Origin of the sequence: Methanobrevibacter sp. TMH8, assembly GCF_020148105.1 — an archaeon.
Taxonomy (GTDB): Archaea; Methanobacteriota; Methanobacteria; order Methanobacteriales; family Methanobacteriaceae; genus Methanobinarius.
This window is the reverse complement of sequence record NZ_JAHLZE010000038.1, coordinates 155,276-169,723: the sequence shown is the minus strand read 5'-3', so window position 1 is coordinate 169,723 and position 14,448 is coordinate 155,276. Positions and strand designations below refer to the sequence as shown.

Annotated in this window: 14 protein-coding genes; 4 read left to right on the top strand and 10 right to left on the bottom strand. The window is 26.4% G+C overall.

Going from position 1 to position 14,448, the window contains the following annotated elements:
- Together KQY27_RS09180 and KQY27_RS09175 are read left to right on the top strand one after the other, a co-directional pair.
- Window positions 1-186 (top strand): formate/nitrite transporter family protein (locus KQY27_RS09180; protein ID WP_224426040.1); only part of this gene is annotated, 186 nt, incomplete at its 5' end.
- A gap of 660 nt (window positions 187-846) precedes the next feature.
- Window positions 847-1,938 (top strand): formate--phosphoribosylaminoimidazolecarboxamide ligase, encoded by a 1,092-nt coding sequence (locus KQY27_RS09175; protein WP_224426279.1) that lies wholly within the window; start codon window positions 847-849, stop codon window positions 1,936-1,938.
- Between the two features lie 135 nt (window positions 1,939-2,073).
- Here the strand turns inward: KQY27_RS09175 and KQY27_RS09170 are convergent, their stop codons facing one another.
- Together KQY27_RS09170 and KQY27_RS09165 are read right to left on the bottom strand one after the other, a co-directional pair.
- Window positions 2,074-2,496 (bottom strand): hypothetical protein, encoded by a 423-nt coding sequence (locus KQY27_RS09170; RefSeq protein WP_224426278.1) that lies wholly within the window; start codon window positions 2,494-2,496, stop codon window positions 2,074-2,076.
- 390 nt (window positions 2,497-2,886) lie between these two features.
- Window positions 2,887-3,243 (bottom strand): DUF5518 domain-containing protein, encoded by a 357-nt coding sequence (locus KQY27_RS09165; protein ID WP_224426277.1) that lies wholly within the window; start codon window positions 3,241-3,243, stop codon window positions 2,887-2,889.
- Between the two features lie 600 nt (window positions 3,244-3,843).
- Here KQY27_RS09165 and KQY27_RS09160 point away from each other — a divergent pair.
- Entirely contained in the window at window positions 3,844-4,281 is a 438-nt protein-coding gene (locus KQY27_RS09160) for a hypothetical protein (protein WP_224426276.1), read from the top strand.
- Window positions 4,282-4,697: 416 nt separating this feature from the next.
- On the opposite strand, the gene KQY27_RS09155 is transcribed toward KQY27_RS09160, so the two are convergent.
- The 6 genes from KQY27_RS09155 to KQY27_RS09130 form a co-directional block, all read right to left on the bottom strand.
- Window positions 4,698-5,711, bottom strand: a complete 1,014-nt coding sequence (locus KQY27_RS09155; protein WP_224426275.1) for a diaminopimelate dehydrogenase — start codon at window positions 5,709-5,711, stop codon at window positions 4,698-4,700.
- Between the two features lie 494 nt (window positions 5,712-6,205).
- Window positions 6,206-6,508: a TfoX/Sxy family protein gene (locus KQY27_RS09150; protein WP_224426274.1), complete on the bottom strand. Its 303-nt coding sequence runs from the start codon at window positions 6,506-6,508 to the stop codon at window positions 6,206-6,208.
- A 13-nt stretch (window positions 6,509-6,521) separates the two neighbouring features.
- Window positions 6,522-7,523, bottom strand: a complete 1,002-nt coding sequence (locus KQY27_RS09145) for an SPFH domain-containing protein (protein ID WP_342765758.1) — start codon at window positions 7,521-7,523, stop codon at window positions 6,522-6,524.
- 130 nt (window positions 7,524-7,653) lie between these two features.
- On the bottom strand, window positions 7,654-8,082 hold the full coding sequence (locus KQY27_RS09140; RefSeq protein ID WP_224426272.1) for an NfeD family protein: 429 nt from the start codon (window positions 8,080-8,082) through the stop codon (window positions 7,654-7,656).
- A 230-nt stretch (window positions 8,083-8,312) separates the two neighbouring features.
- Window positions 8,313-8,789, bottom strand: coding sequence for a flavodoxin (locus KQY27_RS09135; protein WP_224426271.1), 477 nt, complete (start codon window positions 8,787-8,789; stop codon window positions 8,313-8,315).
- Between the two features lie 276 nt (window positions 8,790-9,065).
- Window positions 9,066-11,708, bottom strand: a complete 2,643-nt coding sequence (locus tag KQY27_RS09130) for an ATP-dependent helicase (protein WP_224426270.1) — start codon at window positions 11,706-11,708, stop codon at window positions 9,066-9,068.
- A gap of 399 nt (window positions 11,709-12,107) precedes the next feature.
- Between KQY27_RS09130 and KQY27_RS09125 the strand changes: the two genes are divergently transcribed.
- Window positions 12,108-12,704 (top strand): HEAT repeat domain-containing protein, encoded by a 597-nt coding sequence (locus KQY27_RS09125; protein WP_224426269.1) that lies wholly within the window; start codon window positions 12,108-12,110, stop codon window positions 12,702-12,704.
- 105 nt (window positions 12,705-12,809) lie between these two features.
- Here the strand turns inward: KQY27_RS09125 and KQY27_RS09120 are convergent, their stop codons facing one another.
- Both KQY27_RS09120 and KQY27_RS09115 read right to left on the bottom strand, forming a co-directional pair.
- Window positions 12,810-13,286 (bottom strand): pyridoxamine 5'-phosphate oxidase family protein, encoded by a 477-nt coding sequence (locus KQY27_RS09120; RefSeq protein ID WP_224426268.1) that lies wholly within the window; start codon window positions 13,284-13,286, stop codon window positions 12,810-12,812.
- A gap of 192 nt (window positions 13,287-13,478) precedes the next feature.
- Complete coding sequence (locus tag KQY27_RS09115; RefSeq protein ID WP_224426267.1) at window positions 13,479-14,324, bottom strand: carbon-nitrogen hydrolase family protein; 846 nt, start codon at window positions 14,322-14,324, stop codon at window positions 13,479-13,481.
- Between the last annotated feature and the right edge of the window lie 124 nt (window positions 14,325-14,448).

Here is a 14,448-nt window from a genome sequence, read left to right as displayed (position 1 = left end):
TTTGAGCACTCTGTTGCTAATATGTTTTTCATACCTGTTGGGATTTTCTTAGGGAAAGTTACTTGGTATCAATGTATTGTTAACAATTTAATTCCAGTTACTATTGGAAATATTATTGGTGGTGCAATCTTCGTCGGAGTCTTGTACTGGTACACTTATCTAAGAGGCCAAGATTCAAACACGTAAAATTAGATCGCTAATATAAAGTAATAAATTAATAAATTTTACCTTTATTTTTTATTTTAAAATTTTTATTTTAAAATTTTTTTATTTTTAAAGTAATAAAATTTGGATGTTCTTTATTTTTTTAAAATTCTCTTTTTTATTAATTTTTATTAATTTTATTAATTTCATCAACTTTATTAATTTTTATTAGATTATCAATATTTGATACAATTATATAACTAAAAATTTAGGGTTATGAATATGAATAAAAATTTTTTTCTATTTGTTTTTGATTATGAACAAGATATTTTTGTTTTTTATTTTAAAAGGATTAATTAATATGATTTTTTTGATTTTTTAGAAATTATAGTTTTTGACGGTGATGAAAATAGATTTACAATAGTTGTTGAGATTTTTAATCAGAAATACCTTTTAAAATTTGAAAATAATCTATTTTTATTTTTGTTAAAAAATTGTTTTAGATCAATATCAGATAATCTTATAAAGTATAAAGTACTATTAAATAATAGAATTATCATTATTAATTATTATTAATAATAATTAATCATTGATAGAAAAAATCCACATTATAATGATGTGCTGTAGATGTAAATGATTATTATATAAAAATCATATGATTATATATGAATATATTATATACTCAATATAGGAGATAAAATAATGGGAAAGGTAAAAAAACAAGATATTTTGGATATCTTGGATAAATACGACAAAAATGATATTACTATAGCTACTCTTGGAAGCCACACATCCCTCCATATTCTTAATGGAGCTAAGGAAGAAGGTTTTAACACTGCCGTTGTTTGTGAAAAAGGGAGAGAAATACCTTATAAACGATTTGATGTTGCTGATGAATATATAATGGTAGATAAGTTCAAAGATATTGTGGATGATGATGTACAACAGAAATTAAAAGATATGAATTCAATTGTTGTCCCTCATGGGTCTTTTGTAGCTTATGCAGGTCTTGACAGAGTTGAAGATGATTTTAATGTGCCTATGTTTGGAAATAGGGATATCTTAAGATGGGAAGCAGAACGAGATCTTGAACGTCAACTTTTAGTTGAAAATGACATAAGGATACCTTACAAATACAGCAACCCATCAGAAATTGATAGAACTGTTATGGTTAAGTTTCCAGGAGCTCGAGGAGGTAGAGGATACTTTGTAGCTTCTTCACCTGAGGAATTCGATAAAAAAATTGATGCAATGAAAGAAAGAAACTGGATTGAAGATGAAGATGTTGCACAAGCACATATTGAAGAATATGTTACTGGTTGTAACTACTGTATACACTATTTCTATTCAGCATTAAAAGATGAAGTTGAACTTATGGGTGTTGATAGTAGATATGAGTCTAGTATTGATGGTTTAGTTCGAATGCCAGCTAAAGATCAATTAGATGTTAACTTTGATCCTTCTTATGTTATAACAGGAAATCACCCAGTAGTTATGAGGGAATCACTTTTACCACAAGTATTTGAAATTGGTGAAAAATTAGTAAAATCAGCTGCAAAATTAGTATCTCCAGGAATGAATGGTCCATTCTGTATGCAAACTCTTGTTAATGATGATCTTGAAGTTATTGTATTTGAAATTAGTGCAAGAACTGATGGTGGAACTAATACTTTCATGAATGGTTCATCATACAGTTACCTTACTTATGGGGAACCAATGAGTATGGGTAGAAGAGTGGCTCGTGAAATAAAAACAGCTTTAAAAGAAGGAGGAATAGAGAAAATAATTACCTAATTATTCTCTATTTTTTATTTTAATTATTTATTTTAATTTATTACTTATTTATTAATTATTTAATTATTTCTTACTTATTTAATTATTTATTTTCATGTTCTAATTTTTATTTTTTATATTTTTAATGATTTTATTTTATTTAGTTTTATTTTCTTTATTCTTTTTTTTACTACCTTTGCCTATATTCTCCTGCGCCATTTTCTTTTCAATTGCTTTTTTTCTACTAGAACTAAAATAGGATCCAGTAAATCCACAAAAAGCACCAATAGCTAAAAATGAAATTATTATCCAAACTTCAATATTATTCCCAGTAATTGGTCCAAGACGTTGGAAAGCTATGGTAGCTATTCCTAAAGGAAGTGTTCCTATAGCTCCAAGAATAATTCCTTGTAATCTGTTTCGAGAAGCATAACCTATATATAAAAGACCTGCAGATGAAAATATTAGTAAAAAATCTAATTTATAATCAATAGCTAAAATAACAATAAATGCAAAGATCGCTGCTCCAAGTATCAGAGATCTCCAGTTTATATTTTGATAAATATCTTTAAGTTCCATTTCCTCACCCATACATTGAATTTAATCAGTGTTTGATTTGTTTTTATATTCTATATTTATAATATTATTTTGTTTCTTATAATTATTTCTATTTGATTTTAATCATTATTTTTTATTAAAAGAAAATAAAAATGTATGATTGATTATTATTCTCAATAAAAATATTAAATTCAGATAAAAATGAGTAAAAATAATTCTATTTAATAAACAAATATATGTTATATTAATTTAAATAAGAGAGTAATAAAAATAGAGAGACAAAAAAGGAGAATAAAAAAAGAAACAAAAAAGAAGAAACAAAAAAGAGTAAAAGTAAAATTAAGAAAATAAAAAGAAGAAACAAAAAGAGGAAATAAAAAATTAAAAATAATAACTGTTTTAGTTATATATTTAATTCATTCTATCTCCAGCTAATGATCCTCCTATGGCCCCAGTAATTCCCATTATTATTGCATAATATATTAAACTTACAATAACAGCTAGTAGTCCTGCAAATCCGAATATTGCTAATCCTGCTACTCCTCCAAATAGTCCTACTATTGCTAAAAGTATAGCTGCAATAATAGTTCCTAGAGATCCTGCAATAGCAGCATTAACTAATCCTCCCCATGCACCTTCTTTTGCTAGATATCCAACAATGAATCCGATTATTAAAAGTCCTATTGTTTCATAAGCCCAAGAAAGGTTTAATGCTGCTAATATAATTGTTAATATAAACCCAATAATCACGGGTCCCCATTTTACCATTTGATCACCTTATTTATTATTTTAGTTCTCCATGTTTTATTATATTAATATTTTTAAAATATTAAATATAATTGCTGTAATAATATGTTTATTTATTATATTAAATATATTTTTTGTTTTTCTATAAATATAATAAAATCATGTTTATCAAGATGATATTAGTAATGGGTTGCATTATGTAATATCATTATACAATGTTAATTCCTATTCATTATTTAATTGGGATTAGTGGGACAAAACATATTTAACTATGATATAAATCAGTAATGTGGAGGTAAATTATTAATAGTGGTGTAAAGTTCAATGACTGGATGATTATTATATTAGAAGTAACTATTATAGTTTGCAATAGTTTGTTATAGTTTTAATTATTTTGAGTGGATTTTTCATAATTATTTTATTATTGATGACTAATAATAATGATTGGGATAAATGTTAATTAAATATAAAAGGAACTGGGGCAATATTTTATTTTAAATTTTATAAGAATATTGTGGATGGATGGATACATACATATAAATATGATGCAAAATAATATTATTATTAGTCAAGAATTATATTAGTATAATTCTTGATAAAACAGATAGGGGTGTAAAATATATGTTTAATAAAAAAATTATTGTAGGATTAATTTTAGCAGTATTAATGAGCATTGCAATGGTGTCTGCAGCTGAAGCAGCTTCAGTCACAAAAGAAAAAAAAGTTGTGTCTGAAGAGAAAATCGACTCTGGAAAAATTAAATGCAATAATGGATCTGTTGTTGTTTTTGAAACATTTTATAATGGTAAAACTAAGAGATTACATATGGATGTAAAAGTTTATACTAAAAACAAAAAGGGTAAATATATTTTAGATGATACTAAATGGAAATCCACAAGTTTAAAGAAAGTAAATAAAAACAAACTTCAAATTGAATCTAGCTCAGTTATTTCTTCTTCTATTAGAATATCTTATGCAAAAACAGGTTTAAATGTTGTAAATTATTACAAAAAAAATAAATCTAAACTACTCAAAAAATGCTTAAAAAATAGGGTCTAAAACACCTAAAATATTCTATTTATTAAATTTATTATTTTTTCTTTTATTATTTTTTTAATTAGCTTAAATATATAATAAAAGTATTATATGATTATTATATTTTTTGCATGAATAAAATCCTTTAATTTATTTGATTTTGTTTTATTTAGTTAATATGTTAATATATTCCTATTTTTATGAAATTTTAATATTAAATACAAATAAATGATATTGATTTGAATTTTATTGTATGCATATTAATGCAACTAGTTATATTATTATGAATAGAAATAAAATCAAAAATTGGACACAAAATAAATAGATTAATTATTAAATTACTTGAAATTTTGAACATATTATTTGGTTTGTATTATTTTAACATAGTAAATAACATGTAAAAATTCAGTAATCTAATAATGTTTGATATATGTTTTAATTTATAATAACTCTTTTCTTAATTCTTCTCCAGACTTTGGTGAAAGCATAGCTAAAGGAACATCAAAAACAGTCATACATCCAGTTTTTCCTTCATTAGCCATTCTTTTAACAGCTCTAGCATAAGAAACTAAAACACTAGAAGTAAATTCTGGGTTACTTCCGAGTTCTAAAATAAATTCCATTCTTTGATTGTTCCCTGCTTGTGAACGACCAGTTCTTATAACATATCCTCCATGGGGCATACCGCTATGATTTTTATCTAATTCTTCCTGAGTTATGAAATTTACTTCAGTATCATATTCATCGAAATAATTTTTCATAGTTTTTATTTCATTTTCAATTTTTGTCTCATCAGCACCTTCTTCAGTAACTACATAACATATTCTGAGGTGTTTTTCTCTAGTGGTAAACTCTGGGTTTTCTCCAGATCTAACTTTATCCAATGCTTTTTCTATAGGTGCTGTGTATTGTTTACCATCAACAACACCTTCAATTCTTCTAATTGCATCAGAATGTCCTTGACTAACTCCTTCTCCCCAAAATGTGTAAGTATTCCCAACAGGTAGCATAGTTTCTCCCATAATCCTATACATTGAAAATAGTCCTGGATCCCAACCAGTTGAAATTAAACTAAGAGTTTTTGCTTCTTTCCCGATTTTATCAATTTTTCCAAAGTGTATGGGGATATTTGCATGTGTATCAAAGCTATCAACAGTATTAAACATTTTGGCGATTTCAGGGGTTTGTTCTGGTAAATCAGTAGCTGAACCTCCACACAAGATCATCACATCAATTTTATCTTTGTAATCTTTGATTTTACCTATATTTTCCATTAATGGATTATTTAAGGTAGTTGGATCTCTCCTTGTGAATATAGATATAAGTTCCATATCTTCATTTTGCTCTATAGCTAATTCAACTCCTTTTCCTAGATTGCCGTATCCCACTATTCCTATTTTAATTTTTTGAGTCAGTATTATCCCTCCTTTTTTGAAATTTCCCATTATTTTCATTTTATTTTTATTAAAAAATTTCTTTTATATTTTTATATTTATAAACCTCTAAATTAAATTTTCATATTCTGAAATATCAAAATATATGATTATATTATGATATAATAAAATATAAGCTTTTCACATTTTTTATAATTTTTTCTTATTATTTCTAATTTTTTATTATTTTTTCACTTTTTTCTGAACAACTTTTAAAAATATTTTTAAAATTAATTAATATTGTTGATTTTATTGTTGATTTAGTTAATAATTTATAAAAATAGATGAATTTTTTATTAAAATAGAATTAAATGGGATGAAGTGAAATATGGTGAAATGAAATGAAATGAAATAAAAATAAAATTAAAATAAATTAATGAAATTTAGATGAATAATATAGAAATAAATTTAAATATAAATAAATAGAATTGGATAAAATAAATACAAAAAGAAAAATATTTTAATATATAATTATAGATTCTTAAACAAAATTATAGATTTTTAAAGAACATTTTTCATTTATGTAAAGAATAAAAGTCTTTCAGACTCTTTTTGTCAGTATCTGAAAGATCATGCCATCTGATTCCTTGAATAGCTCCCTCAATTCCACATAATCGATTATAACATGCAGAAGGATCATTTTCTTTTATAGCTAACCATGCTTCATGAGAACCACATTCTTCAAGGTCTTTCGCTGTTTTTATCCCTATTTTATTCAGTTGGCTTTCTAAAACTTTACCTATATTGGGTAATTTTGATAATTCTCCCATATAATCATTCCATACTCTACTTAATATATCAGTGCTAATGGCACCCAATTCTTAATTTTAATTATTCTTTTGGTTTGTAGACTTCATCTGATGTTTCTTTAACTTTTTCCATTATTTTTTGAATTTTTGAACTTTTGACTTTTGTTGGTTTTTCTTTTTTGTTTAAATCTTCATCAGTAAATAGTTCAGCTATTCCTCCAATAGAACCAAGTATTCCAGAAACTTCAGTTGGTAAGAATATCTTTGTAGAATTTCCATCAGCTATTTTTTCTAGAGCTTCTAAATATTTAATAGCTATTAAATCATTAGTAGGATTTCCTGCATGAATAGCATCATAAACATCAATTGTAGCTTCTGCTTGACCTTCTGCAATAGCTACTTCTTCGTACTTTTGAGCGTCAGCTACTTTTTTAATAGCTTCTGCTTGGCCTTCTGCTTCAAGAATTGCAGCTTGTTTGTCTCCTTCAGCCCGTTTAATTTCAGATTGTTTGTATCCTTCTGCTTCGAGTATAGCTGCACGTTTCATCCTTTCAGCTTTCATTTGTTTACTCATTGCATCTACAATATCTTTTGGAGGCTCAATTCTTTGAATTTCTACTCTAACAACCCGAGTTCCCCATTTGTCAGTAGCTTCATCAAGAACTTCTCGAAGTTGAGTATTTATCATTTCCCTTGAGGTAAGGGTTTGATCAAGTTCAAGATCGCCTATAATATTCCTAAGATTTGTTTGAGCTAACTTTGTTATAGCTTGATAGAAATTAACAACATTGTAAACTGCATTGAATGGGTCAGTTACTTCATAAAATATAACACAATCTACTACAACAACGGTATTATCTTTTGTAATAACTTCTTGTGGTGGAACATCTACTACTTGTTCACGAAGATCCACTTTTCTAATTATTTCAATAAATGGAATTATAAATGTCAAACCACTTTCTACAGTTCTTCGATATTTACCAAATCTTTCAACAACACCTTTTTCATAAGGTCTTAATATTTTTACAGCTTTAAATGCTAAAACAACTATAATAATTATTACTATAATTGTTAATATTAACATATCCATTTTATCACTTTATAAACTTTATAATTTTTATAATTTCATGAATTTCTTATTTTATAATTTTTATTAAATATTATACTTATCTAATATTATTATACATATCTAATCTTTTAAATTATTTTTATTATTATTTTTTTATAACTTTTAGTTTTACACCTTTTACTTCTTCAACAATAACTTTTTCTCTAACTCCTATGTCAACATTAGATATCGCTCTCCATTCTTCTCCAGATATTTTTATCATACCTGCATTTTCTGGGTCAATAGGTTCTGTTACTATTCCTTCCTCACCTATTAATCGTTCGGCAGCTACTTTTACATCAGGTCCTCCTGCTGTAAGGTGATGTGCAAGTGGTCTGGAAGCAATTAAGCAAATTATTGTAACAATAACAAATACTATTAGTTGTGTTGTTGGATCAAAGCCTATGTAGTTAGCTACAGCTGCTGATGCTGAACCTATTCCTACAGACATTAAATAAAAACCTGCACTAACTAATTCTAACAATAAACATGTAGCTGCAAATAGTATCCAAAATTCCAATTGAATTATAAACATTTTTTCACATCTTTATTTTTTATAATATTATAATTAATTTCTCTAATATTATATTTTTAATTTGAGTTTTTAATTATATTATAATATTTAGTTTGATATAGCTTAATTTTAGTTTAATCCTTTGATTTAATTTAACTAGGGTAATATACTAAAAATATAATAGAACATAACTAGAATTATAGATAATTTGGATAAATAATTATAAATAACAATATTCTATTAATAATATTCTATTTTTCAATATTTTCAATATTTTTAATAAATCCCTCTATTTTAGAATCAAAAGATGATTCAATATCATTTTTTGTTAGATATAAATTATTTAATGGATTTTTATCTGCAACTTCCTCCATTTTTGCTAATGTTTTATCATATCCACTACCCCCACAAGTGCAGAAGAAAGAAACATCATTAAATTTTTCTTTATTTTCTTTTAGATATTCTAATATAGCAGGGGCCATTGTAGATGCCCAAACTGGAGTTCCAACTATAACCAAATCATATTCAGAAGGATTTTTTTCAATAGGTTTTATTTTGGCAGGTTTGCTTTTCATTGCATCATAACCTCCTTTTAAATAACCTATAACTCCTGAACGTTTGTTGATATCAATTATTTCCTCAATATCACAATTTAATTTCTTTTGGATTTCTTTAGCTACTCTTGCTGTGGTTTGTGTCCTTGAGTAGTATGTTACTAAAATTTTCATATATGTTATTATATATCTTTTAAATATTTATGTTTTTTGTAAAAAATGAAATAGAAAATATAGCTGAAAATATTAGCTATAAATATTGTTAATATCATATTTTTGTAATGATTTTAAGGTATATATTGAAAATAAAGTTAATATATTAGTTTTATGATAATTTTTAAAATATATTTTAATAATTCATAAGTATTTAAAAATATTATGAATTTTTTATAAATTTTAAAGAAGTTTTAATATTTAGTTTTAGATATCTGATCTTAAGAATACTATTAATTAATAATAATCTTCTTTCAGCTGATCTTTAATTTTTTCTAAAATGGCTTTATGCATTCTTTTTGAAAATTCAGCTTTGTCGGTCTGGGAAAGAACATCTAAATATCCTTGTGAAACTAAATTAAATGCGAATGGCGAAGGAATAACCGTATTTATTGTTTTAATTTCAAGTTGTCCACTTTCCACCCATTGAAGAACACGAATTGCATTTTTAACATCCATAAAATCTTCGATAACTTCTCTTCTAGCCTCTTTAAGGATAGAGAAATTGTCATCCATATCCTCTACAAATTTAAGTAATATTTTCCCTCTTACTTGTTGCCTTCCAACAGATTTATCCTGACCTTTGTATCGACGGAGTGTCATGAGAGATCGCCCTGCACAATGGCGGAAACGACTCGCTAATGTTTCTGTTTTGTTAATAGCTTTTATAAGTATTGATCGAAGTGTTTCTGAGTGGAGTTCTTTAAATGCTTCAAGTCCTCCCATTCGTTTATCAGAGCTAAGATAAAATCCATTATCGGATATGCTTATTGTAATATCGATTTTATTTTTTTTAGCTATAATATAAGCAACTGCCCGAGAAAGTGCATCATTTACTTGTCTTCCAAAAAGTGTGTGGAATATTAGGAATTTTCTTCCACCAAAACCTGTATAATATTCAATCAATAATTTTTTATTACTTGGAATCTGTGCATAGAGATATTGTTCATTAAAATATTCATATATTGAGTTAGCTGCAAATTCATCAACATATAAATATTCATCAATAAATTCCATAATCTCTTCTTTGCTATGTCCTTTTGCAAATCTCCACTCCATAAAAGCTCTAAAACGTTGAATATCAAGAGCTAAGTCAAATGCAAGTGGAAGTTGTTGTGAAAACCAAGAGGGTATTGTTGGAGGGCCGCTGGCTGGTGAAACATTTATTGTCATTCCTCTTCCGTAGTTAAACCGATATATTCCACCACCAAGAACGAAAGTATCTCCTTTTTTCAGTTTTTCCATAAAATCCTGCTCAATTCTTCCAATAATATCTCCATCACATTTTACAGCTACTGAAGTACTATCTGGAATAGTTCCGATATTGGTTGAATATAACATTCTAGCAAGTCTGCCTCTTTTTCCGAACTGATTTTTATCATAATCGATCCAAATTTTAGCATAGACATATCTTTCTTCAAGCTCACCATATTCTCCAGCTAAATAGCTAAGTACATCTTCAAAATCATCTCTGCTTAAATCTTTATAACAGTAACTCTTTCTAATAACATCATATGCATAATCAATATCCCATGGGTTTTCAATACTCATTCCATATATATGTTGTGCTAAAACATCAAGGGCATTATGTGGAATCTTAATTTTATCGATTTTGCCTTCTTTTGCATTTTTAAGAAGTACTGAACATTCAACAAGATCATCTCTATCGGTTACTATAAGTCTTCCCTTTGATTTCTCATGCAACTGGTGTCCACTTCTTCCGATTCTCTGTAATCCTCGCGAAACTGATTTTGGAGAGTTTATAAGTATTACTAAATCAATATATCCTATATCAATTCCTAATTCTAATGATGTTGATGAAACAACAGCTTTTAAGCTCCCTTCTTTTAATTTATCTTCTGCTTGAAGACGAATTTCTTTTGAAAGAGATGAATGATGGGCCATTATATTATTGTCATTATAATTTTCAGGAAACATCTTTTTAAGATTATAAACCATACTTTCGGTCCCACGACGAGTATTTGTGAAAATAAGACTTGTTTTATGTTCCATTATTAAATCATCAACAAGGTTATACATTGCAAGACGGGTTTCTTCTGAATCAGCTACTACAATATCATCTACTGGAGAAAGGACTTCCATATCAAGTTTTTTAAGATAATTAACATCAACAATTAGACAGTCTCTAGGGGTCCCATATTCATATCCAACTAAGAAATTAGCTACTTTTTCAAGAGGTGACACAGTAGCTGAAAGGCCGATTCTTGTATATCCTCCAATAAGATGTTGTAAACGTTCTAATGATAGGCTAAGATGAACTCCTCTTTTATTTTCGGCCAGTGAATGGATTTCATCAATTATAACATACTTAACATTAGCTAACTTTTCTCTAAATTTTGGAGCTACAAGCAATATTGATAATGTTTCAGGTGTTGTAATAAGGATGTGTGGGGGAGTTTTCAGCATCTTTGATCGTTGATATTGAGTAGTATCTCCAGTTCTGACGGCTTTCCTAATTCCAAGCCCTTTTTCGGTTTTTGTTGCAGTTTTTTTATAAGTTGCACCATTTTTAATAGCTATTTTATCAATTTCTGATAGTGGAACTTCTAAATTTTTCTCAATATCATTGTCCAATGCTTTAAGTGGTGAAATATATATGCAGTAGACCTTATCTTCTAGATTTCCTTTTTCTGCCAGAGTTGTAAGTTCACTAATAACAGATAAAAAAGCAGTAAGTGTTTTACCAGACCCTGTTGGTGATGAAACCAATACATTATTGTTATTATGAATATCTACAATGGCTTGCTTCTGAGCCGGAGTGAAATCATTGAATGTGTTATCAAACCATTCTTTTACCCATGGATGAAGGATTTTGTAAATATCCTTTTTAGAATAGCTTTTGGTTTGTTTTTTTATCATTTTATCAATTATAAAAATAAAAATAAATTAGTTTTTATTATATTTGTTTATTATGAATAATAAATTTTTTTCTAACTTTTCTAACATTTTTATAAGAAGATTTTTACTAGTTTAGTTTATCTTTTTGCTTATATCTATTTTATTCTTCATATTATATCCTTAAAATGAATAAGTTTTAATATAATATAAGTTTTAATATAATTATATTTGAATATAATAAAAATAATTATTATAAAAAAATATATAAAAAATTTATAAAAAATTTACAAAATTTATATAGAATATATAAAAGTATTTTTGATGAATAATGATATAAAGAATAATAATATCAATATCTAATATAAAGTAATATATGATAATATAATCTTATTGTATATTGAATGACCAAACGGTGAAAATATGAATAAAGATGAAGAAAAATTATCTATGGAAGAAGCTATAGCTAAATTAACTGATGATGATGTGGAAGTAAGGAAACTTGCAGTTAATAGCTTAGAAGGAATCAATGATGAAGCTGTTGTAGAACCTTTGATAGTAGCCATGAATGATGAAAATACTCCAGTTAGACATAAAGCAGCTGAAAACCTTGGAAAAATAGGAGAATCAGTCGTTGATAGATTAATTGAAGTGGTTAACAGTGAAAAAGGAGAATATAAAAGATTTGCTTCTTTTGCTTTAAAGGGTACTGGTAGTCAAAAAGCTATTGATTATTTTGCAGAAGCTATCCATGATGAAGACTTTGGTGTTAGGAAAATAGCTGTTAGGTCTCTTGGCGAGCTTAAAGCTACTGATAAAATTGATGATATAGCAGAAATTATGCTTGAAGAAGAAGATTGGGGTGTACGTCTCGCAGCTATCAGAGCTCTTGGTGATATGGGAGTTGAAGAAGCTATCGATCCAATTAAAAAAGCTAGAAGAAAAGAAAAAGATAAAGATTTTAAAAAGGCAGCTAATAAAGCAATTAAAAAGATTGAAAAAGATATTAAGAAGAAATAATCCTTTTAGAACATATAAAATATTTTCTGTTATTTTTCTTATTTTTCTTATTATTTATTATTAGTTATTCTTATTTTATTTTATTCTTATTTTTATTAGTTATTATTATTTTTTTAAAGATTTTCCAATGATTTTATCAACTTTTAATTCTAAAACAGTGGTTATTTTTAAGATTTTTTCTTCAAAATCAGTATCTGAATAATTTTTATTAGAATAATTTTTCATTAGATATTTTAATCCTTTTATTTTATCCTTATTATTTAGAATTTCAATTATACCATTTCCACAAATACTTTCGTAATTCATGGAGTATTTACATGGAATATCACCAGATTTAAGCTCTTTAGAACAATCCATTTCAAAAGCTATTTTATTATTTCTTTTAATTAAATCTAATTTTTTCCCTTCAATTGCGGAATGGAAATAAAGGAATAATTGTCCATCTTTGTAGTTATATCCAAAATTTAAAGGAATTATATAAGGATATTCCTCATCGAATATTCCAATTCTACAAATATCACATTTATTCATTATTTTGATTATTTCTGATATGTCTGTTATCTCTCTATCTTTTTTTCTCATAAAATAGTTCCTTAATAAATTGTTTAAATGCAAATAAAAAGATGTTTAGAGTTCAATAAATATATTAAATATATTACTTATATTTTTCAATTTTTTACTTATATTTTTTAATTTTGAAAATTTGTTATTCTTGTTATTTTTATTGTTTTTGTTATTTTTGCATTGATGTAATTCTAATTTTTATGATTATCATTATTTTAAAGTATATATATCAGTTCTTCTATTCTTAATAAGAGGTAATTCTTCTCTTACTTTAGTTATTTCTTCTAAATTAATTTTATGTATAATTAGTTCTTCATTGTAAGATCCACTAGCTATAATTTCTCCCCAAGGGTTAGCTATAATTGAATGCCCATATGCATTATAACTAGCTTCTTTATCAAGTGCTGGTGAAACACCAACAGTAAATACTTGATTATCAAGAGCACGAGTTCTAAAAAGTAGCTCCCAATGGGCAGGACCAGTGGTTAAATTAAATGCTCCAGGGAATATTAATATATCTGCTCCTCTAAGACTCATAAGTCTAGATAACTCTGGAAAACGAATGTCATAACAAATACCAATTCCAATTTTCCCAATTTTTGATTTTGTGTCAATAACGGTAATATTATTTCCAGAACTTAATGTATCTGATTCTTTAAAATAAATTTTATCTTTTACATCTATATCAAATAAGTGCATCTTTCTATGGTATCCAAGAATTTCACCATTATTGTCAAATAAAAAACTAGTGTTATAAATATTTTCAGTACCTGTACGTTTATTTAATTCTTTTTCAGGGATAGAACCAGCTAAAACATGAATATTCTTAGATTTAGCTATATTAGCTATTGGTTTAAGAGTATAACTATCGTCTTTATATTCAGCATATTCAACAAATTTTTCATTTTCATATGGACAATTAAACATCTCTGGTAAAATAGCTATATCCACATTTGCCTTTTTAGAATTTCCTATCATTTCTACAGCTTTTTGGATGTTTTCATCTTTATCATCCACAACATTCATTTGACATAAAGCTATTTTAAAATTTGTCATAAAATCACGGAAAATAGATATTTTTTAATTATTTTTAATTATCTTTAATTATTTTTTAGTATTTTAGTAGTTTTAAAGTATTTTTTAAGTATTTTTAGTATTTTTTAAGTATTTCTCTAGTATA

Coding starts and splice junctions, on each gene's coding strand:
- KQY27_RS09175 (WP_224426279.1), top strand. CDS start 847: ATGGGAAAGGTAAAAAAACAAGATATTTTGGATATCTTGGATAAATAC.
- KQY27_RS09170 (WP_224426278.1), bottom strand. CDS start 2,496: ATGGAACTTAAAGATATTTATCAAAATATAAACTGGAGATCTCTGATA.
- KQY27_RS09165 (WP_224426277.1), bottom strand. CDS start 3,243: ATGGTAAAATGGGGACCCGTGATTATTGGGTTTATATTAACAATTATA.
- KQY27_RS09160 (WP_224426276.1), top strand. CDS start 3,844: ATGTTTAATAAAAAAATTATTGTAGGATTAATTTTAGCAGTATTAATG.
- KQY27_RS09155 (WP_224426275.1), bottom strand. CDS start 5,711: ATGAAAATAATGGGAAATTTCAAAAAAGGAGGGATAATACTGACTCAA.
- KQY27_RS09145 (WP_342765758.1), bottom strand. CDS start 7,523: ATGTTAATATTAACAATTATAGTAATAATTATTATAGTTGTTTTAGCA.
- KQY27_RS09140 (WP_224426272.1), bottom strand. CDS start 8,082: ATGTTTATAATTCAATTGGAATTTTGGATACTATTTGCAGCTACATGT.
- KQY27_RS09135 (WP_224426271.1), bottom strand. CDS start 8,789: ATGAAAATTTTAGTAACATACTACTCAAGGACACAAACCACAGCAAGA.
- KQY27_RS09130 (WP_224426270.1), bottom strand. CDS start 11,708: ATGATAAAAAAACAAACCAAAAGCTATTCTAAAAAGGATATTTACAAA.
- KQY27_RS09125 (WP_224426269.1), top strand. CDS start 12,108: ATGAATAAAGATGAAGAAAAATTATCTATGGAAGAAGCTATAGCTAAA.
- KQY27_RS09120 (WP_224426268.1), bottom strand. CDS start 13,286: ATGAGAAAAAAAGATAGAGAGATAACAGACATATCAGAAATAATCAAA.
- KQY27_RS09115 (WP_224426267.1), bottom strand. CDS start 14,324: ATGACAAATTTTAAAATAGCTTTATGTCAAATGAATGTTGTGGATGAT.